This window comes from Rhodococcus sp. As11 (genome assembly GCF_048957735.1).
Taxonomy (GTDB): domain Bacteria; phylum Actinomycetota; class Actinomycetes; order Mycobacteriales; family Mycobacteriaceae; genus Rhodococcus; species Rhodococcus gordoniae.
Genome location: NZ_JARDJE010000007.1, coordinates 107,464 through 128,070, shown reverse-complemented (window position 1 = coordinate 128,070; position 20,607 = coordinate 107,464). Strand labels below are relative to the sequence as shown.

The window sequence follows — 20,607 nt, the reverse complement described above, 5'->3', positions numbered from 1 at the left end:
CGATGTCGATCAGCCGGCCATGGTGAGGCCGCCGCTGACGCTGATCACCTGGCCCGTGATGAACGATGCGGCCTCGGATGCGAAGAACAGGACGGGTGCGGCGACCTCCTCGGGTCGCGCGAGTCGCCGGAACGGGATGGCCTTGATGAGAGCAGCTTTGAGCTTCTCCTCCTGGGCCTGGAACAGCGGTGTGTCGGTGGGGCCGGGGCACACGCAGTTGACGTTGATGTTGTGCCGGGCCATCTCGCGGGCGAGCGACTTGGTGAGGGCGATGACGCCGCCCTTCGCTCCCGCATAGATGGATTCGCCGGAGCTGCCGACCCGGCCGGCATCGCTGGCGAGGTTGATCACGCGACCACCGTTGCCGGCGTCGATGATGCCGGGCAGGAAGGCACTGCAGATGTGCACCGGGCCGAGATAGTTGATCGCGACGACCTTCTCGGCGAACTCCGGTGTGGCGTTGAGGAACTGATCGGTGCGGTCCCAGCCGGCAGCGTTGACGATCACGTTGGGCACGCCCACTTCTGCGTGGGTGCGGTCGCGGAGTTCGTCGACCTGGGCGCGGTCGGAGATGTCCACCGGCAATGCGGTGATCAGCTGGGGGTACTCCTTGGCCGTGGCTTCGGCAGCCGCCAGGTCGAGATCGGCGGCGACGACGCGATCACCCTGCGCGGCGAAGGCGAGAGCGATGGCCTTGCCGATTCCGGAACCAGCGCCGGTGACCAGTGCGATGTTGCTCATGGGAGGTCCTTACGGGTCTGGGAAATTCGGATCAGGCCTTGACGTACTTCGCGAAGTCGGCGGGACGCTTCTCCGCGAACGCCTTGGCGCCTTCGAGTCCTTCGTCGGACTTGCCGAACAGGTCGAGTGCCGACATCGCGAGGTTGCTCAAGCCGGCCTGGTGGTCGGTGTCGGCATTGAACGACTGCTTGAGGAACTTGATCGCGGTGGGGCTCTTCTCGGCGATCTCGGCAACGACCGCCTTCGCCTCGTCGAGCAGTTTGTCTTGCGGGACAACCCAGTTCACCAGTCCCCAGCGTTCGGCGGTGGCGGCGTCGTACTGGCGGCACAGGTACCAGATTTCTCTCGCGCGCTTCTCCCCGACGACGCGGGCGAGGAAGGCAGAGCCGAATCCGGCGTCGAACGAGCCGACCTTGGGTCCGGCCTGGCCGAACCGGGCGTTCTCCGACGCGATCGTCAGGTCGCACAGGACGTGGAGAACGTGTCCGCCGCCGACGGCGACACCGTTGACGGCTGCGATGACCGGCTTGGGGATGTCGCGGATGAGCTTGTGGAGGTAGCCGATCTCGAACATGCCGCTCTCGGTGGGGCCGTAGTCGCCGGTCTCGGCGCGCTGCTTGACGTCGCCGCCCGTGCAGAAGGCTTTCTCACCGGCGCCGGTGAGGATGACGGCCGAGACCCGGCTGTCGGCCCAGGCCGACCGGAATGCCTTGATCAGTTCCTCGACGGTCTTGCCCCGGAAGGCGTTGTAGCGCTCGGGCCGGTTGATCGTGATGATGCCGGCTGCGCCGTCGGTCTCGTAGGTGATGTCTTCGAAGTCGGTCATGGGATCCCCTTCATCGCTGCAGGTAGGAGTCTTATCGAACGGACATTCTCTGCGAGTGAATGGATATTCATTTTCCATGAAGCTACATTCACGAACAGGGTGTGTCAACCATCACATGAAGGCTTCGCCGACTTGGGTGGATCTGCCCCCGGATTCCGGGGCTGAACACACTGAAATCGCCACCCGAGTGTCGTAACGACGAGGGGTGACGCTCCGACACCAGTTCAGGAGGGCATTCAGCGCGTGTGCGATCGGGAAAGCGGCACACGGGGCCTGGTGCCGGGTTGAAGGAGAAACATGAAGTTCGTCGTCCCCTACCTGCGCGTTGTAGCGGGGATGTTCGCCGCCATCACGCTGTGGCTGGCGATCGTGGAAGTGGTCAACGGCAACGTGGCCGACGCCATCCTGTTCCTGGCATTCGCGGCCGGCCTGGGATATCTCGCGATCGGCAAGCCCCTGCGCGATCGGCGTAAGCGCATCAAGGCCGAGCAGGACGCGATCGCCGCACGCGCCGAAGCCGGCCACCGCGCGTTCCTCGCGGGGGATGTGCGGGCGGCGATGGCACCGCCGCCCGAGCCGCCGAAGCCTCCGAGGATCCGTCGCGGGGTGGTCATCGCCGCTGCCGTCGCCGGACTGATCGTCCTCATGGGAATCATCGGCGATATCTCGGACGGTCTGGACTCACCCACGAAGGACGACGCGAGTACGACTCCTCGCGCTGCCGCACCGACGACCACCACGTCGTACACGACGTCGGCTGCCACCACGGCGCGGACCGTCGCTCCGGAAACCGCTCCCGCGACGAAGGTCTCCACCACGCAGGTCGCGGCTGTCGCGTCCACTGCGGTGATGCCGAACGTCGTGTGCATGGATCTCCAAGCGGCACAGGACACCATCCAGGCCGCCGGCGTGTTCTACTCCACGAGCGTCGACGCGACCGGTCAGGGGCGCGCGCAGGTATGGGACAGGAACTGGGTCGTCGTCGACCAGGCTCCCTCGGTGGGAGCATCGATCGGTGAAGGCGGCCCCGTGCTGTCGGTTCTGAAAGAGGACGAATTCAGCGGGTGCTAGGTCATCGGCTGTTCCGTGCGGGAGAGATCCTCGGTGGTTGCGGGCGGCTGTCCCCGACCGATCGGAGACCCTTCGGGTCCCTGAGTCGTCGTCCCCTTCCCCAAGGCTGCCCGGTCGCCATGCCCCGATAGACCATCTCGGCCAGCACGGATAGCCCCACGTCGCGGAGGACGTGCGGCTCGCACTGGACCCGGTCGTTCGTGTCGACCCTCACGAGCGGGTGCTCCACCACCAGCTGTGGAGACGAGGGGTACTGGTGCCCAGTCGGTTTCGAGACAGGGAACGGCCCCGGCTCGCAGCGTCGGCGCGCTGACGTCGGACTGTGGGAGACGAGCGACGAGCTGCGTCGACGAGCCTCGGCTACCGGAACGGCCCTCGTGCGCGACGATGCAGGTGAAACGCCTCGAGCCCTTCGATCACGATCGGATCGGAGGGCTGAAAAGTCAGGACGTCGGGGGTGAACCCGGGGGAGCGGGTAGATGGCGGCCGGCGCGGACGAATGCGCTCACAGCTCGTTGCTGAGGTACGCCTCTCGGGGGCGTGTGGATAGACTCCACCCTACGGTGCATGACAGTCCTGTCTGTCTTGTGCCCAGACCCCGGTCCGGTGTTGGCGCACCTGCCGGGGTCGACCTGTTTTCAGGTCGGTGGAGGGATGGTCGCACGGGTGTGCGACGTCGTCAACTCGAACACACGTTCTGCTCGTGCGCATCGTGGGAACATCGGTGTGTCCGAATGGAGCGCCTTGCAACGATCGTCGCTGTTGTTCATGGACAGTCCAGTGGTGCGGATGTAAAGCCGATTGTCAGACGTCATCGATCCGGCTGCGGCATGCGGTGAGACTTCCTCGCGTCGGGCTCGATCTCCCCCAGGCGCGCGTCCAGATGGCACAGTGCGGCACGGCCGACATCCGAGAAGACAAGGGGGACTCGCATGGGAGCTGTGCGACGGACGGTGGTGGCGACGGCAGTCGCGGCCACAGCTGCAGTAGGAGGATCGACAGGGCAGGCGGCGGCGACGCCGGCAGTCGACACCGTGGTGAACGGCGTACTGTCCATCACCCCGCTGTGCCAGGGAACCATCGACGCACTCATTGTCGCGTGCACCGAGCTCGAGAAGCTGACGCCGCACTTTCCGCTGATGCTCGACCTGAATCCGAGGGGTACGCATCTCGTCGTGCTCGGGGCCGGACTCACCGAGGACGGCAAGATCAGGCCGGTGCTCGAAGAACGTCTCGACACGGCTTTGCTTGCAGCGCACCGCTATCCGGAAGCGCCGATCGTCGTCACCGGTGGTGTGCCGCGCAACGGCGTCACCGAAGCGCGGGCGATGAAGGACTGGTTGGTGGCACGGGGGATTCCACCGGAACGCATCACCGAAGAATCAGAATCCGGTTCTACCGTCGAGAACGCACGCTTCACCAACGATGTTCTGCTCGAACGTCGCGCAACAGGCGCTGTACTCGTGACGAACCGCGACCACCTCGAACGCGCGATGATCAACTTCCGGCAGGCGGTCGACGCGCGTATTCCCGTCGCGGGCATCGTCGCAGCGTAAGTCCCGGAAGAGGGAGTCGATCAGTTCTGGAACGGCGGGACGGGCGTAGGAGTGGCGTCTCATCCGGGGGGAAGGCGCAGGTAGATCAGTCGGCGGTCCTCTTGCGTGGCCGGCCGCGCCGCACCGCCTTCTTGATCGGGGCTTTCGGACGCGAAGTGGTGTGCGGCGGTTCGTCCTCCTCCTCTTCGTCCTCGTCTCGAACCCTCTCCTCGTCTCGAACCCTCTCCTCGTCTTCGCCCTCGCCTTCGTCCTCGTCCTTGCTCTCGTCCCTCTCGTTCTCCTCTTCGTCCACATCCGAATCTTCTTCCGAACTCTCGGAAGGGGTGTCGCTCCAGCTGAATTCGATTTCGATCTCGACTTCGTCTCCGTCCACCTCGATCTCGAGTTCCCATCGGAGCCGGTCGGGGACATCGACCGAAATCGAGCCTCCGTCCGAGTCCAGGTCCACTTCGGATCCCGTCGCCAGGGCGCGTCCGAGTGCAATCAACCGCTCGGAAACCTGGTTGCGGGAGAGTTGAGATTTCTGCTTGATTTCCAGCTTCGGCACAGCGACTCCTGACCTCGGTGCAGTATGCATCTACGGTATCTGCCCCGGTGGGGGTAGGTGTTGTGAAGGAGACGTCTCGGCGACGAGTTCGTGCAGTGGGAAAGATCGAATTCGCCGGGTGTCCCGACGTGCTCGCCGCAACCGCTTCCGGGCGCGGGTAGCGACCATGCGCCCAGGGCAAAACAATCACGATTGCTTGCTTTGAGGGCGATGACATGTGACGCTGACCGCATGATGGAGTTGCCGCGACTATCGAGTCGGACATATTCGTCGCCGACAGGGCGTCCGGTCCAGGAGGGGACCGCGTGAGCAATCCCGTGCGTATCGGCAATTGCTCCGGCTTCTACGGCGATCGTCTGTCTGCGATGCGCGAGATGCTCGAAGGCGGGGAACTCGACTATCTGACCGGTGACTACCTTGCCGAACTGACGATGCTCATCCTCGGTCGTGACCGTCTGAAGGATCCGGGTCTCGGCTACGCCAAGACGTTCCTGCGGCAGGCCGAGGACTGTATGGGTCTCGCCCTCGACAAGGGGGTGCGGATCGTCGCGAACGCCGGTGGGCTCAATCCCGCAGGCCTGGCCGCGGCGCTACGCACGGTTGCGGATCGGCTCGGCCTGTCGCCGCGCATCGCCCATGTCGAGGGCGACGATCTCGTCGCCCGCATCGACGAGTTCGGTTTCGCCGCCGACCCCCGCCCGCTCACCGCCAACGCCTATCTCGGTGCGTGGGGCATCGCCCGGTGTCTCGAGGCCGGAGCCGACATCGTCGTGACCGGGCGCGTGACCGACGCGTCCGTGATCGTCGGTCCCGCCGCCGCTCACTTCGGCTGGGCACCCGATGACTTCGATGCACTTGCAGGTGCCGTCGTCGCCGGGCACGTCATCGAATGCGGTACCCAGGCCACCGGCGGAAACTACGCGTTCTTCACCGAACTCGACGATCTCGTCCGCCCCGGATTTCCCATCGCCGAGATCGAGGCCGATGGAGCGGCCACCATCACCAAACACCCGGGCACCGGAGGAGCCGTGACCGTCGGCACGGTCACCGCGCAACTGCTGTACGAGGTGGCGGGCGGACGGTACGCGAACCCCGACGTCACCGCGCGCATCGACACCGCCCGGCTGAGCCTGCACGCACCCGATCGTGTCCGCATCACCGGAGTGAGGGGCGAGCCGCCCCCGCCGACGCTGAAGGTGTGCCTCAACGCGCTCGGCGGGTTCTACAACGAGGTCGTCTTCGTCCTGACCGGATTGGACATCGACGCGAAGGCACACTTGGTGCGATCGCAGATGGAATCGAACCTGCCCAGGCGGCCTGCCGAACTCGAGTGGATCCTCGCTCGCACCGATCATGCCGATGCCGATACGGAGGAGACCGCGAGTGCGCTGCTGCGCTGTACTGCACGTGATCCCGATCCGGACGTCGTCGGACGCGCCTTCACCTCCACGGCGGTCGAATTCGCCCTCGCCGGATATCCCGGTTTCTTCGTCACCGCTCCGCCCGGTCCGGGCACCGCCTACGGTGTCTACACGGCCGAGTACGTCGAGGCGACACGCGTGCCGCATGTCGCGGTGCTGCCCGACGGCACCCGCCTCGACATTCCGGTCGCGGCGGTCACCCGTGTCCTCGAGCCGTTGCCGGACCCGGGTGTGCCCGCGCCGTTGCCGCCCGGACCGACTCGCCGCGTTCCGCTCGGCACGCTCGCCGGTGCCCGCAGCGGCGACAAGGGCGGTGATGCCAATATCGGAGTATGGGTCCGATCCGACGACGAATGGTGTTGGCTCGCACATTTCCTCACCGTCGACGTTGTGAAGGATCTGCTTCCCGAAATCGAGCCCCTGTCCGTCACGCGGCATCTGCTCCCGAACCTGCGGGCCGTGAACTTCGTGATCGAGGGCATCCTCGGCCGTGGCGTCGCTTCGCGCAACCGATTCGACCCGCAGGCCAAGGGACTCGGTGAATGGTTGCGCGCCCGATACCTCGACATTCCCACCGTCCTCCTGGAGAAGCGCACGTGAGCATATTGATCTCGACCCTCGACCGCGGTTCCACGGAATACGGCGCGGCCGCCGACACGATGCGCGCTCGCCTGGCCGACCTCGACGCCGAACACGCCAAGGCCCTCGCCGGCGGTGGTGAGAAGTACGTCCGCCGACACCACGATCGAGGCAAGTTGCTCGCGCGGGAGCGCATCGAATTGCTCCTCGACCGCGACTCGCCGTTTCTCGAACTGTCGCCGCTCGCCGCCTGGGGCACCGACTTTCCAGTCGGCGGCAGTGTCGTCACAGGTATCGGCGTGGTCGAAGGCGTCGAATGTGTCATCGTGGCCAACGACCCCACCGTGCGCGGCGGCACCAGCAATCCGTGGACGTTGCGTAAGACCTTGCGTGCCGACGACATCGCCCTGCAGAACCGGATGCCGCTGATATCCCTCGTCGAATCGGGCGGTGCGGATCTGCCCACGCAGAAGGAGGTGTTCATCCCCGGCGGACGGCTCTTCCGTGATCTGACCCGGTTGTCGGCGGCGGGCATCCCCACCATCGCGCTGGTGTTCGGCAATTCGACCGCCGGCGGCGCATACATTCCCGGCATGTCCGACCACGTGGTGATGATCGAGAACCGGTCGAAGGTATTCCTCGCCGGACCGCCTCTGGTGAAGATGGCCACCGGTGAGGAATCCGACGACGAGTCGCTCGGCGGTGCCGAAATGCACGCGCGTATCTCGGGTCTGGCCGACCACTTCGCCGTCGACGAACAGGACGCGGTGCGCCTCGGGCGCAGCATCGTGCGGCGTCTCAACCACCGCAAGGCCGGTCCGGCGCCCCGTACCGGGGTACGCGAACCCCGGTACGACTCCGAGGAGTTGCTCGGGATCGTCCCCGAGGATCTCCGGCAGCCCTTCGATCCGCGAGAAGTCATCGCCCGTATCGTCGACGATTCCGACTTCGACGAGTTCAAACCGCTGTACGGGTCCTCGCTCGTGACCGGTTGGGCACAGGTGCACGGCTATCCGATCGGGATTCTCGCCAACGCACGCGGTGTGTTGTTCAACGAGGAATCGCAGAAGGCAACACAGTTCATCCAACTCGCCAACCGCGCCGACACCCCGTTGTTGTTCCTGCACAACACCACCGGGTACATGGTGGGCCGGGAGTACGAGGAACGCGGCATGATCAAACACGGGGCGATGATGATCAACGCGGTCGCCAATTCCACGGTGCCGCATATCTCCGTTCTGCTCGGTGCGTCCTACGGCGCCGGCCACTACGGCATGTGCGGGCGGGCATTCGATCCGCGGTTCCTGTTCGCGTGGCCCAGCGCCAAATCCGCGGTCATGGGCGGTGCCCAGCTGGCCGGGGTCGTTTCCCTCGTCGGACGCGCGGCCGCGCAGGCGCGTGGACAGGATTTCGACGAAGCCGCCGACGAGGCGATGCGCGCGGCCGTCGAGAACCAGATCGAAGCCGAATCGCTGCCGATGTTCCTGTCCGGTCGTCTCTACGACGACGGCATCATCGACCCACGCGATACCCGTACTGTGCTGGGACTGTGCCTATCGGCTGTTGCCACCGCCCCGATCAGCGGCGCCGAATCCTTCGGCGTCTTCCGGATGTGAGGTTCCCGTGACCGAATCGACCATCACCACCGTGCTCGTGGCGAATCGCGGGGAGATCGCCCGCCGCGTGTTCGCCTCGTGCCGCCGGGCCGGTCTCGGCGCGATCGCCGTGTTCTCCGATGCCGACGCGAACAGTCCGCACGTGCGCGATGCCGATGCCGCTGTGCGACTTCCGGGAGTCTCTCCCGCCGAGACCTACCTCGACGGGAAGAAGATCGTCGCGGCTGCACTGGCCGCGGGTGCCGACGCGGTTCACCCGGGCTACGGATTCTTGTCCGAGAACGCCGGATTCGCACGTGCGGTGCTCGAGGCGGGGCTGATCTGGATCGGACCACGCCCGGAGTCGATCGAACGGATGGGCTCGAAGGTCGAAGCCAAGAAGATCATGGCCGACGCGGGTGTCCCCGTTCTCGCCGAACTCGACCCCGCCGACATCACCGACGCCGACCTCCCGGTGCTCGTCAAGGCGTCCGCAGGCGGCGGAGGACGCGGAATGCGGGTGGTGCGCACGCTCGACGACCTGCCGCGGCAACTCGAGGCGGCCCGCCGGGAGGCGGCGTCGGCGTTCGGCGACTCCACGGTGTTCTGCGAGCGTTATCTCGAGAACGGACGACATATCGAGGTTCAGGTCCTCGCGGACCGGCACGGCACGGTGTGGGCGGTGGGTGAACGTGAATGCTCGATCCAACGACGCCACCAGAAGGTGATCGAGGAAGCACCGTCGCCGCTCGTCGACGCGATCGACGGGATGCGCCGGCGCCTGTTCGATGCCGCTCACCGCGCCGCACAGGCCATCGGTTACGAGGGCGCCGGCACCGTCGAGTTCCTCGCGGACCGCTCCGGGCAGTTCCACTTCCTGGAGATGAATACACGCCTGCAGGTCGAGCATCCCGTCACCGAATGCACGACCGGACTCGATCTCGTCGACCTGCAGATCCGCATCGCCGACGGCGACCGCCTCGACCCCGAACCTCCACCTGTACAAGGTCATTCCGTGGAGGCCAGGCTCTACGCCGAGGACCCGGCCCGGGACTGGCAACCGCAGTCCGGCACCCTGCACCGTTTAGCGTTGCCGCACGAGGCACGTGAGTTCGACGTGCTCCGGCAGCCCGGTGTGCGCGTCGATTCGGGTGTCGTCGCGGGAACGGAGGTCGGGGTCCACTACGACGCGATGCTCGCCAAGGTCATCTCGTACGCGCCGACCCGCGACCACGCGGTGCGTCTGCTGGCGTCGACGTTGGCACGCACCGAGATTCACGGCATCGTCACCAACCGCGATCTCCTCGTCGCGGTGCTGCGACATCCCGCCTTCGGTGCGGGAGAGACCGACACCGCCTTCTTCGACACCCACGGACTCGCGGAACTGTCGGCCCCGCTCGCCTCCCCGCACGCGGAAGCGGTGTCCGCGATCGCAGCCGCTCTGGCGGAGTCGGCCGGCAACCGCGCTGCCGCCACGGTGAATAGGGGCCTGCCCTCGGGATGGCGGAATCTGCCCTCCCAGCCGCAGCTCACGCGTTTCACCGGCGTGCACGGCGACCACGAGGTGCGCTACCGGCTCACGCGTGACGGGGCATACGTCGACGGCCGTGGCGACCTCCGTGTCGTCGAGTTCGCACCGGATCGGGTGGTCCTGGACGTCGACGGTGTCCGCCGGCATGTCGCGGTGACGCGGTACGGCGATGCGGTGCACGTCGATTCGTCGCTCGGACCGGTGCGCCTGACCGCCGTCCCGCGCTTCGTCGACCCCACGGCCCGGATAGCCGCCGGATCACTGCTCGCACCCATGCCGGGATCGGTGATCCGGCTCGGTGCTGCCGTCGGCGATGCGGTCGAAGCGGGCCGGCCGCTCGTGTGGCTCGACGCGATGAAGATGGAGCACACCGTCACCGCACCCGCCGCCGGCACCCTCACGGCACTTGGGGTTGAGGTCGGAGATCAGGTCGCCGTCGGTACCGTCCTCGCCGTGGTCACGCCGCACGACGACGCGCCGTCCGACAGTCCCGGCCCGGAAGGCAGACCATGAGCGTTATTCAGGAGCCGTCATGACCGAACCGAACCCCGTGGTGGTGCACTACGACGTCGACCACGGCGTCGCGACACTGACCTTCGACTCCCCGCACAACCGCAACGCCCTGTCCGCCTCGCTGCTGACACAACTGAGCCACGGACTCGATGCCGCGGCCACCGACCCTGATATCCGCGCGGTCGTCCTCACCCACACCGGTGGAACATTCTGTGCCGGAGCAGATTTGAGTGGATCCTCCGGATCTGCGCAGGAGGCGGCTTCCGCCCGCACCTGGGACATGACCGCGTTGCTGCGGCAGATCCTGGAACTGCCCAAACCGGTCCTCGCTCGTATCGACGGGCACGTCCGCGCCGGTGGTATGGGCCTGATCGGAGCCTGCGACATCGTCGTGGCCGGCCCCGAGTCGACGTTCGCCCTCACGGAAGCACGGCTCGGTCTGGCCGCCTCGATCATCTCCTTGACCGTACTTCCGCGACTGTCCTCGCGTGCGGCAGCACGGTACTTCCTGACCGGCGAACGGTTCGGCCCGGAGGAGGCGTGCTCCGAGGGTCTCGTCACCGTCTCGACAGGGGATACCGGAACTGCCGTCGCGGAACTGCTCGCGGAGATCCGTGCATGCTCACCGCAGGGTCTGGCCGAATCGAAACGTCTCGTCACAGAGCGGATCCTCGCGGACTTCGATCGCTACGGAGACGACCTGGCAGCGCGTTCGGCCCGGTTGTTCGGTTCCGAGGAAGCGGTGGAAGGGATGACGGCGTTCCTGCAGAAGCGGTCCCCGTGGTGGGCCGACCGGTGAGAACGCGACACGCACGGGGGCCGTTCGAATTCGCGGTGGTCGGCGTGTGCGGTCCGTTGTCGCTCGATCTACGTGGGTCCCGGTGAGCGGGAATCGGCGCGTAGGAATGTGATTCGCATCATAGCGTCCGCCGCATGACCATCGTGACCAGCGCCGATCCCGTTCTCGGCGAGTTGCTCGAGAAGCAGCGCCGACAGTTCCGTGCACAACGCACCAGCACGGCCGTGCAACGACGAGAGCGGATCCAGAGCGTGATCGACATGCTCGTCGCCCGCACGGACGAGATCGTGGACGCGATCGACGCCGACTTCGGTGGACGCCATCCCGGCTATTCCACGACCAATGATGTGCTCGGTTCGCTCTCGGCCCTGAAGTACGCACGCGACCACCTCGAAGAATGGATGCGGCCGCAGCAGCGAGCCCCCTTCTCGCCGTACGACCAGCTGGGTGCGACCGCCTCGGTTCACTATCAACCCAAGGGATCGGTCGCGATCATCGGCACCTGGAACGCCCCGGTGTTCACTCTTCTCGCCCCGCTGGCCGGGGTCCTGGCCGCAGGCAATCGCGCCGTTCTCAAACCGTCCGAGATCGTGCCGCGCACATCCCGGGCACTGGCGGACGCCGCGGCGGAATTCCTGGATCCCGCCGACGTCGCGGTGGTCACCGGTGGACCGGATGTCGCGAAGGCGCTGACCTCCCTTCCGTTCGACCACATCGTGTTCACCGGCGGGGAAGCGGCCGGGCGCTCGGTGATGGCGAACGCGGCCCTCAATCTCGTACCCGTCACCCTCGAACTCGGGGGCAAGTCTCCGGTGATCGTCGGCCGTTCCGCGGACATCGCGACGGCTGCCTACCGGATCGCGGTCGGCAAGTCGATCAACAGCGGTCAGCTGTGTGTCGGTCCCGACACCGTCCACGTGCCGGCCGAGATGCTCGAATCGTTCCTCGACGTCGTGTGCGGGACCTACCGGGAACTGTTCCCGACCATCGCCGGCAATCCGGACGTCACCGCGATCGTCGACGACCGGCACGCGGCCCGCATCGACGGATATGTCCGTCAGGCACAGGAACTCGGAGCGAGGATCGTGGTGGCACCGGACGAGCCCGTCGCCATCGCCGAACGCCGCCGCCCGCTCCGCATCGTGATCGACCCGCCGGAGTCCGCAGCCGTCTCACAGGAGGAGATCTTCGGCCCGGTCATGGTCGTACGCACGTACGACGACCTCGGACAGGTGCTGGGCACGATCAATTCCGGTCGGAAGCCGCTCGCGCTCTACTACTTCGGGCAGGACGACGAGGAACGACGGTGCGTCCTCGAATGCACCACCTCGGGCGGCGTCACCATCAACGACATCGCGATGCATCCGGGCATGCTCGATGCGCCCTTCGGCGGGGTCGGGGCATCCGGGATGGGGCACTACAACGGCCTGGAGGGATTCCTCGAATTCAGTCATGCCAGAACAATTTTCGTTTCTCCCGACTACGACCCCCGGCGTGAATGGGGGATGTTGCCGCCCTACGCGGACGGTTACAGAGCCGGAATGTCCGCCCAGGTGACGCCGTGATTCCGCCGTTGCTGTCCCGTCCTTCGATGCCTTCAGGAGAAAACCGATGAGAACTCGCGGCGCGATCATCCGCAGCACGCCCGGAACCTACGAGGTGGTCGACCTCGACCTCGACGAGCCGCGCCGCGGCGAACTGACCGTCGAGATGGTGGCCGCGGGGCTGTGTCATTCCGACGACCACATCGCCGCCGGTGACCACGCGGTCGGGGTCTACCCGATCTGCGGCGGGCACGAAGGTGCCGGTGTCGTCGTGCAGGTCGGGCCGGAAACGCACGGATGGACCGTCGGAGACCATGTGGTCTTCTCGTTCCTGGCAGCGTGCGGTCGGTGCCGGTGGTGCGCGAAGGGAATGCAGAACCTGTGCGACCGCGGCGCGGCGATCATGACCGGCAGTCGTCCCGACGATCCGACGAGTTTCCGCCTGAGCCTCGAGGGAACACCGGTGGCCCAGACGTGCGGGCTGTCGACCTTCAGTCAGTACACGACGGTCAGCGTCGACTCGGCGATCAAGGTGGACAAGGATCTGCCGCTCGACAAGCTGTGCCTGCTCGGTTGCGGAGTCGGCACCGGTTGGGGTGCGGCGGTCAACTCCGCCGAGGTGTATCCGGGGCAGACCGTGATCGTCCAGGGGATCGGCGGTATCGGGATCAACGCGGTCCAGGGCGCTGCGCACGCGGGGGCAGCTCGGATCATCGCGGTCGATCCGGTGCCGTTCAAACGGGAGTCGGCATTGCGGTTCGGGGCCACCCATGCGGTCGCCGATATGACGGAAGCGACCGAGATCGCTCGGTCGTACACCAACGGGCAGGGTGCGGACTCCGCGATCGTCACGGTCGGAGTGACGACGGGTGAGCACATCGCGGAGGCATTCTCGGCGATCCGCAAAGCGGGAACCTGCGTCGTCACGGGTCTGGGCAAGATGACGGATTTCGGTATCCCCATCAGCCCGATGGAGCTGGTGCTCTACCAGAAGCGCCTGCAGGGTTCGCTGTTCGGCGCGTCGACGCCGACCGCCGACATCCCCTGGTTGATCGACCTGTACACCTCGGGCGTGCTGAAGCTCGACGAGCTCGTGACGACCACCTACAAGCTCGACGACATCGCCCAGGGATTCGTCGACATGCACGAGGGCAGGAACCTGCGCGGAGTCGTCCTGTTCTGAGCAGGGACCCATCGCCGCCGGCGCATCGGCGAAGACGCGTGGAGCCGCCCGGGTGAATGGGGTGGGCGCAATCTCCTCCCCGGCTACCGGGCGGCCTCGGCGACTCCCAGCGACAGCGCACCGAACAACTTCGGAGTCTTCTCCTCGTAGAAGGTGTCGAGTTCGCGGATGTCGAAACCCGCACCGCGGATGAGGTCGGGAATCCGTCGTGTCAGGTGGCAACCACCGGCGATCCGCTTCTGGATCGGTTCGAGCCGGTGCTGCCACCGTCGGACGCTCTCGTCCGGGGCGAGCCCGTGTTCGACGAAGTGCAGCGTGCCCCCGGGCGTGAGGACACGCCGTACCTCGCGCAGGGCCGCGTCGGCATCGGGGATGGTGCACAGGGTCCAGGTCGTCAGTGCGCTGTCGAAGGTGTTGTCCTCGAACGGAAGCGATTGCCCGTCGAGACCGGATCGTTCGATGTGGACGGGTGAGTCCTCGATGCGTGATCGGGCGAGTTTCCATCCGAGATCGGCGGGTTCGACGGCGCTGACCGATTCGATCGAAGTGGGGTAGTACGGAACGTTCAGGCCCGAACCGAATCCGATCTCGAGGACGCGGCCGCTCAAGCCTGCGCACACTCGCTTCCGGTTCGCCTCGGTGAACGACGGTGCACAGGCGATGTTCACCAGTCGCGGTACGACGTGATCGTTGTAGAGGCCCATGGCAGTCCTTTCGCCTCGTGGCGTACCGATCTGCTCCGTTCCATGATGGCATCTGCGGCGCCGAACGTAACCCCCGACGCGGACTCAGCGCAGCCCGTCGCCGGGTCACTCCACTTCGGCGAGTCCGTACTCGGGTCGCCCGGCCGGGCGGTACACGGTGATGACGATGCCGGACGGAGTAGTGCGCGAGTCGACGAGATCCAACTTCGTGTCGCGACCCCCGATCGGGAACAGTCGCCGCCCCTGACCGAGGACCACAGGGAACGTGATGAGGCGGTACTCGTCCACCAGATCGTGCTCGAAGAGGGTGTGGACGAGCCCGATGCTGCCGTGGACCTGCAGTTCCCGTCCCGGCTGCTTTTTCAGTTCCGCGACCGCGTTGGGCACGTCGCCGTCGAGGACGGTCGTGTTCTGCCACTTCGGGTCGGTGAGCGTCGTGGAGGCGACGTACTTCGGGAGGGTGTCGAGTGCACGGGCGACCGGGTCGTCGGGGTCGGTCGAGTTCGGCCACGACGCAGCGAAGACGTCGTAGGTGTTCCGGCCCAGCAGGAACGCATCGACCTTCGAGAACACCTCGTCGATGAACGTGCCGGTGTCCTCGTCGAACAGGGGCACCACCCAACCACCGCGTTCGAAACCGTCGCTGCGGTCCTCGTCGGGACCGCCGGGCCCCTGGGCCACACCGTCGGCCGATACGAAGGTCGTCACCGTGAGCTTCATCGTCGTCCCCTTTCGAAGGTCGTCGCCGAGTACAGACACGGGAAGCGCGGAGAACTCATCGCTTGCATCCCTCCGGCACGGAAGGTATCTCTGGACGCAGCGTCGCGTGCCGATGACGGACTGCGTCAGGCATGGAGGCGCGGGACCACAAGGAGTTCTCCTTGAGTATTGCGTTCAACCACACCATCGTCGCGGCCGACGACAAGCAGCATTCGGCCTACTTCCTCACCACCCTGTTCGGGCTGCCCGACCCGGTGCCCGCCGGGCACTTCCTCGCCGTCGAACTCGGCAACGGTGTCACCCTCGATTTCGCCGAACCGCCACCGGACGTGGAGTATCCGCCGCAGCACTATGCATTCCTGGTGTCGGAGGAGGAATTCGACGAGATCTACGCCCGGATCCTCGAGCAGAAGATCGAACACTGGGCCGATCCTCGGCAGTCGGCACCCGGTATCAACAGAAACGACGGGGGTCGAGGAACCTACTTCCTCGACCCCGCCGGTCACTTCATGGAGATCATCACGCGCCCTTACGGTTGGCGCCCCTGAACCGTCTCGGCCGCAGCGCGTCGCCGTGCCAGCACCGTGCAGGTACCGGCGATCGCTGCGGTCAGCGCGCCGGTCGCGAGCAGCTGTGTACGAGCGGCGGGGTCGAACAGGGCGAGCACCGCGATACCGGCGAGCAGACCGAGCGTCGCGTACGACAGGTACGGGAAGCCCCACATCTTCAGCGGCAGTGCGTCCTCGCTGCCGTTGCGGCGTGCGCGACGACGGAGCACGATGTGCGAGACCGCGACGAACGTCCACAGCACCAGGATCGTGGAGCCGACGGCGTTGAGCAGCAGCGGCAGCACCCGGTCGGGGTAGAGGTAGTTCAGTCCGACCGTGACGAAGCCGAACGCCACCGAGGCGAGCACCGCATTGCGGGGAACGCCGTTGGACGACAGTCGCCCGAAGACGGGATGCGCCGATCCGCGGTGCGACAGCGAGAAGATCATCCGGGAAGCGCTGAACAGCATCGCGTTGAGCGAGGAGAGCAGTGCGACCACGACGATCACGGTCATCACCGCGGCGGCACCCGGGACGGCCCCGGCCTCCAGCACGGCGACGAACGGACCGGTCGCGAGATCTTCGGAGGTCCACGGCAGGATCGTCACCATCACGAGCACCGACCCGATGTAGAACACGAGGATGCGCCACACCAGGGTGCGTACCGCGCGGCCCACGTTGCGACGGGGATCGGCGGTCTCCGCGGCGGCGATCGCGATGATCTCGGTGCCACCGAACGCGAACACCACGATGAGCAGGCCGGCGGCGATACCGGCGATACCGGTGGGAGCGAACCCGCCGTGTGCCGTGAGATTCGCGAAGCCGGTCGTCTCGAAGGTGGGCATCCACCCGGCGATCATCGCGACACCGATCACCAGGAACCCGAGGATCGCGACGATCTTGATTGCGGCGAACCAGAATTCGACCTCACCGAAGCGGCGCACGCCGACGAGGTTCACGCCCGTCAGCACGACCATGTAGAACAGCGCGGACGCCCACTGCGGGATGCCGGGCAGTGCCACCGCGGTGATCGCGGCGGCACCGGTGGCCTCCGCGGCGATCACGATGATCACCTGCACCCAGTACAGCCAGCCGATTGTGCGCCCCGCGACGGGACCGAGCGCGTTCTCGGTGTGCTCGGAGAACGCACCGCTGGCGGGGTTGGCCGCGGCCATCTCGCCCATCATGCGCATCACGAACACGACGAGAACGGCCGCCACCAGGAACGAGATCAGGATCGCCGGGCCGGCGACCGCGATACCCGCCCCCGACCCGACGAACAGGCCGGCCCCGATGGCGCCGCCGAGGCTCATCATGACGAGCTGGCGGGGCCGCATGGCGCGATGCAGGCCCGCGATGCTCTGAGCACCCGTCGTGGTCCCTGCGGGGCCCTGGGCGCCGGTCGTCGTCGCCGTAGCCAGGGTGTCAGTCATCGATGCGCTCCCCGGCCGGGACCAGCTGATCGAGTGCGATCTCGAAGGCCGTCGCGGCGAGTCCGGTGAGCTCGGTCGAGCGGTCGTGGCACCGGCGCAGGGCCGTCTCGATGGTGGTGGACACATCGCCGAAGATCGCGGCGTCGGAGACCTCCACGTCGCCTTCCATGAGCTGGGCGAAGGCCCGGGCCATTCCGCAGTTGGCGATGAAGTCGGGAATCACGGCGACGGACTTGTCGGCGTGCTCGTAGGTAGGGCCGTAGAAGATCTCGTCGTCGGCGAACGGGACGTTGGCGCCGGAGGCGATCGTCTCGAGCCCTGCAGCGACCATGCGGTCGACCTGTTCGCGGGTGACGAGCCGGCTTGCGGCGCACGGCAGGAAGATCTCGGCTCCGAGATCCCAGATGCGGGCGTTCACCTCGTCGAAGGGGAGCATCCGGTCGCTGCGCAGGGCGTTGCCGTCGCGCTCGAGCAGCAGGGTGCGGATCTCGTCGAAGGAGAGTCCTTCGGGTTCGAGGATGCCGCCGTCGCGGTCGATGATGCCCACGATCGACGCGCCGGCCTGAGCGAGATAGTAGGCAGCGGCGGCGCCGACATTGCCCCAGCCCTGCACCACCACGCGCTTGCCCGCGAGGTCGCTGCCCCGGTAGACGAGCTGATGGTGACGGACCGACTCGGCCACACCGTAGCCGGTGATCAGATCGGCGACAGTGTATTTCGTGCTGGTGGCGGGAGTGAACCGCGCGTCCTCGACGACCTTCGCGACGCCGAGCCGCAGCTGGCCCACCCGTTGGATGCGCTGGCGCTCGTCCTTGCCGAAGTGACCGTTGACGACACCTTCCTGCGGGTGCCACAGGCCGTTGGCCTCGGTGAGCGGAACGACCTCGTTCATCTCGTCGACGTTGAGGTCGCCACCGGTGCCGTAGTAGGCCCGCAGCAGGGGAGTGACTGCCGCGAACCAGCGGCGCAGCACGCCCTCCTTGCGGGGGTCGGACGGATCGAAATCGATACCGGACTTGGCACCACCGATTGCGGGTCCGGAGACGGTGAACTTGATCTCCATGGTCTTCGCCAGCGACTCCACCTCGCGCCGGTCGAGGCCGCGGCGCATGCGGGTGCCGCCACCGGCCGCACCGCCCCGCAGCGAGTTGATGACGACCCAGCCCCGGGCGGTGGTCTCGGTGTCGTGCCACTCGAAGACGATCTCAGGGGCTTTTTCTTCGAATCGGGTCAGCAGGTTCTTCATGGCGAACGACTGTGACGGCAGTAACAAATCCTGCGCAAGTGTGGCTCGGTCAACTGTGCAGCGTGCGGAGGGTCCGGACGCCCGAAGCACTTTTTTCTGTGCAATCCGGCTAGCCGGAACGAGATTGTGGCGGTGATCGGCTCACCGCCGGTAGGCCGGTGCTTTCGCGGATCGTTCGGGCTGGAGGGTGCGGAGCAGCGGCATCGCCCGGTAGTGCACGACCTCCGAGAGCACCATGACGCTCGTCGACCGCGCGACGATCGATGAGCGGTTCAGTTCGATGAGGGTTTGCTGGAGACCGAGATGCGATTCGGCCCCGATGCGGCACAGAACGTCGCCCGCGCCGGTGGTGGCGAACGCTTCGAGCACTCCCGGGATGCGTTCGAGGACCTCGGTGACGTCTTCGAGAGCGCCCTGCACGATCTCCATCGTCACGAATGCCTGCACGTCGAAACCTGCTGCGGCGAGGTTGATCCGAGGTTCGTAGCCGGCGATCACCCCGGTGTCCTCGAGGCGTCGCAGGCGTGCCGAGACGGTGGCGCGCGCGACCTTCAGGCGACGGGACAGCTCGAGCGCGCCGACCTTCGGGTCGGCATGCAGGGCCTCGAGGAGAGCGAAATCCAATTCGTCCAGCTGTACGGGCTCGCGCATTGCGCTTCCTTCCCCTCGAGCGCCGAAAACTAGCCTGATTGTATAGGTGAGCACAAGGATTCCGACGAATTCGAGTCAGTCGGACCAGTTGTCGAAGGCGACGTTGCGTCCCACCACCGGGTGGGTTTCTCCTGGTGACACACGACACAACGACTGTGCCGCAGTGAGCGGCAGGAGGTTGCAGCCATGACTCTGGAATACACCCTGACCGACAGCGAACGCCTCGCTCAGCTCGACGCCGAGGAGCTCCGGCGCCTCGTCGGTCTCGTGGAGTACGACAGTGAGCGGGATCCGTTCCCGGTGAGCGGCTGGGACGCTGTGGTGTGGGTGGTCGGCAACGCTACGCAGACGGCGCACTACTTCCAGTCGGCCTACGGTATGGAACTCGTCGCCTATTCCGGACCCACCACCGGCAACCGCGACCATCACGCCTACGTACTGCGCAGCGGCGCCGTGCGATTCGTGATCAAGGGTGCGGTGGATCCGGACAGCCCGCTGATCGAGCACCATCGCCTCCACGGTGACGGCGTGGTCGACATCGCGCTCCAGGTCCCGGATGTCGACAAGTGCATCGAGCACGCCCGGCGCCAGGGGGCGGCCGTCCTCGAGGAGCCCTACGAGATCAGTGACGAGAACGGCACGGTCCGCATCGGCGCCATCGCGACGTACGGCGACACCCGGCACACGCTCGTCGACCGGTCGCGCTACAACGGTCCGTATCTGCCCGGCTACGTCGAGCGCACCTCGACCTACCGCAAGCGTCAGGGTGCGCCCAAGCGGATCTTCCAGGCGCTCGATCACGTCGTCGGCAACGTCGAACTCGGGCACATGGACGAGTGGGTCGACTTCTACAACCGCGTCATGGGTTTCACGAACATGGCGGAGTTCGTCGGCGACGACATCGCGACCGATTACTCGGCGCTCATGAGCAAGGTGGTGTGCAACGGCAACCACCGCGTGAAGTTCCCGCTCAACGAGCCCGCCATCGCGAAGAAGCGTTCGCAGATCGACGAGTATCTCGATTTCTACCGCGGACCGGGCGCACAGCATCTCGCCTTGGCCACCAACGACATCCTCACCGCGGTCGATTCGCTGCGCGAGGAGGGCGTGGAGTTCCTCGCGACTCCCGATGCGTACTACGACGATCCGGAGCTGCGCGCTCGTATCGGTGAGGTCCGGGTGCCGATCGAGGAGCTGAAGAAGCGGGGCATCCTGGTGGACCGCGACGAGGACGGCTACCTGCTGCAGATCTTCACCAAGCCCGTCGGCGACCGTCCGACCGTGTTCTTCGAGCTGATCGAGCGGCACGGTTCGCTCGGTTTCGGCAAGGGCAACTTCAAGGCGCTGTTCGAGGCGATCGAGCGGGAGCAGGCCGCGCGCGGCAACTTCTGAGTCCGGT

General features: G+C 66.3%; 18 protein-coding genes. 10 read left to right on the top strand and 8 right to left on the bottom strand.

Annotation, left to right across the window (positions count from 1 at the left end; translation table 11 throughout):
- Positions 1-9: 9 nt before the first annotated feature.
- Together PV766_RS11620 and PV766_RS11615 are read right to left on the bottom strand one after the other, a co-directional pair.
- Positions 10-741 (bottom strand): SDR family NAD(P)-dependent oxidoreductase, encoded by a 732-nt coding sequence (locus PV766_RS11620; protein WP_129975478.1) that lies wholly within the window; start codon positions 739-741, stop codon positions 10-12.
- Between the two features lie 31 nt (positions 742-772).
- Positions 773-1,567, bottom strand: a complete 795-nt coding sequence (locus tag PV766_RS11615; protein WP_129975480.1) for an enoyl-CoA hydratase-related protein — start codon at positions 1,565-1,567, stop codon at positions 773-775.
- 297 nt (positions 1,568-1,864) lie between these two features.
- On the opposite strand from PV766_RS11615, the gene PV766_RS11610 reads away from it, so the two are divergent.
- Both PV766_RS11610 and PV766_RS11605 read left to right on the top strand, forming a co-directional pair.
- A complete protein-coding gene (locus PV766_RS11610; RefSeq protein ID WP_129975482.1) occupies positions 1,865-2,638 on the top strand; it encodes a PASTA domain-containing protein in 774 nt (257 codons plus the stop codon).
- Between the two features lie 941 nt (positions 2,639-3,579).
- The gene (locus tag PV766_RS11605; protein ID WP_421097106.1) at positions 3,580-4,194 is read left to right on the top strand and encodes a YdcF family protein; all 615 of its coding nucleotides are present in this window, start codon (positions 3,580-3,582) and stop codon (positions 4,192-4,194) included.
- Between the two features lie 85 nt (positions 4,195-4,279).
- On the opposite strand, the gene PV766_RS11600 is transcribed toward PV766_RS11605, so the two are convergent.
- Complete coding sequence (locus PV766_RS11600) at positions 4,280-4,741, bottom strand: amphi-Trp domain-containing protein (RefSeq protein WP_129975484.1); 462 nt, start codon at positions 4,739-4,741, stop codon at positions 4,280-4,282.
- Positions 4,742-5,106: 365 nt separating this feature from the next.
- On the opposite strand from PV766_RS11600, the gene PV766_RS11595 reads away from it, so the two are divergent.
- The 6 genes from PV766_RS11595 to PV766_RS11570 all read left to right on the top strand — a co-directional run bounded on the left by PV766_RS11595 (position 5,107) and on the right by PV766_RS11570 (position 13,906).
- Positions 5,107-6,762, top strand: coding sequence for an acyclic terpene utilization AtuA family protein (locus tag PV766_RS11595; RefSeq protein ID WP_242496652.1), 1,656 nt, complete (start codon positions 5,107-5,109; stop codon positions 6,760-6,762).
- Positions 6,759-8,357, top strand: coding sequence for an acyl-CoA carboxylase subunit beta (locus tag PV766_RS11590; protein ID WP_064064276.1), 1,599 nt, complete (start codon positions 6,759-6,761; stop codon positions 8,355-8,357). The genes PV766_RS11595 and PV766_RS11590 overlap by 4 nt, the downstream gene beginning before the upstream one ends.
- A 7-nt stretch (positions 8,358-8,364) precedes the next feature.
- The gene (locus tag PV766_RS11585) at positions 8,365-10,380 is read left to right on the top strand and encodes an acetyl/propionyl/methylcrotonyl-CoA carboxylase subunit alpha (protein WP_129975488.1); all 2,016 of its coding nucleotides are present in this window, start codon (positions 8,365-8,367) and stop codon (positions 10,378-10,380) included.
- A gap of 19 nt (positions 10,381-10,399) precedes the next feature.
- On the top strand, positions 10,400-11,179 hold the full coding sequence (locus PV766_RS11580; RefSeq protein WP_129975490.1) for an enoyl-CoA hydratase family protein: 780 nt from the start codon (positions 10,400-10,402) through the stop codon (positions 11,177-11,179).
- A gap of 134 nt (positions 11,180-11,313) precedes the next feature.
- Complete coding sequence (locus tag PV766_RS11575; protein ID WP_129975492.1) at positions 11,314-12,744, top strand: aldehyde dehydrogenase family protein; 1,431 nt, start codon at positions 11,314-11,316, stop codon at positions 12,742-12,744.
- Positions 12,745-12,790: 46 nt separating this feature from the next.
- A complete protein-coding gene (locus PV766_RS11570; RefSeq protein ID WP_129975494.1) occupies positions 12,791-13,906 on the top strand; it encodes an NDMA-dependent alcohol dehydrogenase in 1,116 nt (371 codons plus the stop codon).
- Between the two features lie 83 nt (positions 13,907-13,989).
- Here PV766_RS11570 and PV766_RS11565 read toward each other — a convergent pair whose 3' ends face one another.
- Positions 13,990-14,610, bottom strand: coding sequence for a class I SAM-dependent methyltransferase (locus PV766_RS11565; RefSeq protein WP_129975496.1), 621 nt, complete (start codon positions 14,608-14,610; stop codon positions 13,990-13,992).
- 105 nt (positions 14,611-14,715) lie between these two features.
- Positions 14,716-15,330, bottom strand: a complete 615-nt coding sequence (locus PV766_RS11560; protein WP_129975498.1) for a dihydrofolate reductase family protein — start codon at positions 15,328-15,330, stop codon at positions 14,716-14,718.
- Between the two features lie 131 nt (positions 15,331-15,461).
- On the opposite strand from PV766_RS11560, the gene PV766_RS11555 reads away from it, so the two are divergent.
- Positions 15,462-15,878 carry a VOC family protein gene (locus PV766_RS11555; RefSeq protein WP_129975500.1) on the top strand — a complete coding sequence of 139 codons (417 nt, stop codon included), beginning with the start codon at positions 15,462-15,464 and terminating at the stop codon, positions 15,876-15,878.
- On the opposite strand, the gene PV766_RS11550 is transcribed toward PV766_RS11555, so the two are convergent.
- The 3 genes from PV766_RS11550 to PV766_RS11540 form a co-directional block, all read right to left on the bottom strand.
- On the bottom strand, positions 15,860-17,311 hold the full coding sequence (locus PV766_RS11550; protein ID WP_064064284.1) for an amino acid permease: 1,452 nt from the start codon (positions 17,309-17,311) through the stop codon (positions 15,860-15,862). The genes PV766_RS11555 and PV766_RS11550 overlap by 19 nt on opposite strands.
- Positions 17,304-18,557: a Glu/Leu/Phe/Val dehydrogenase dimerization domain-containing protein gene (locus PV766_RS11545; protein ID WP_016932973.1), complete on the bottom strand. Its 1,254-nt coding sequence runs from the start codon at positions 18,555-18,557 to the stop codon at positions 17,304-17,306. Before PV766_RS11545 ends, PV766_RS11550 begins: the two co-directional genes overlap by 8 nt.
- A gap of 141 nt (positions 18,558-18,698) precedes the next feature.
- A complete protein-coding gene (locus PV766_RS11540) occupies positions 18,699-19,208 on the bottom strand; it encodes an Lrp/AsnC family transcriptional regulator (protein WP_016932974.1) in 510 nt (169 codons plus the stop codon).
- A 186-nt stretch (positions 19,209-19,394) separates the two neighbouring features.
- On the opposite strand from PV766_RS11540, the gene hppD reads away from it, so the two are divergent.
- Positions 19,395-20,600: a 4-hydroxyphenylpyruvate dioxygenase gene (hppD, locus tag PV766_RS11535; RefSeq protein WP_255161779.1), complete on the top strand. Its 1,206-nt coding sequence runs from the start codon at positions 19,395-19,397 to the stop codon at positions 20,598-20,600.
- Positions 20,601-20,607 lie beyond the last annotated feature (7 nt).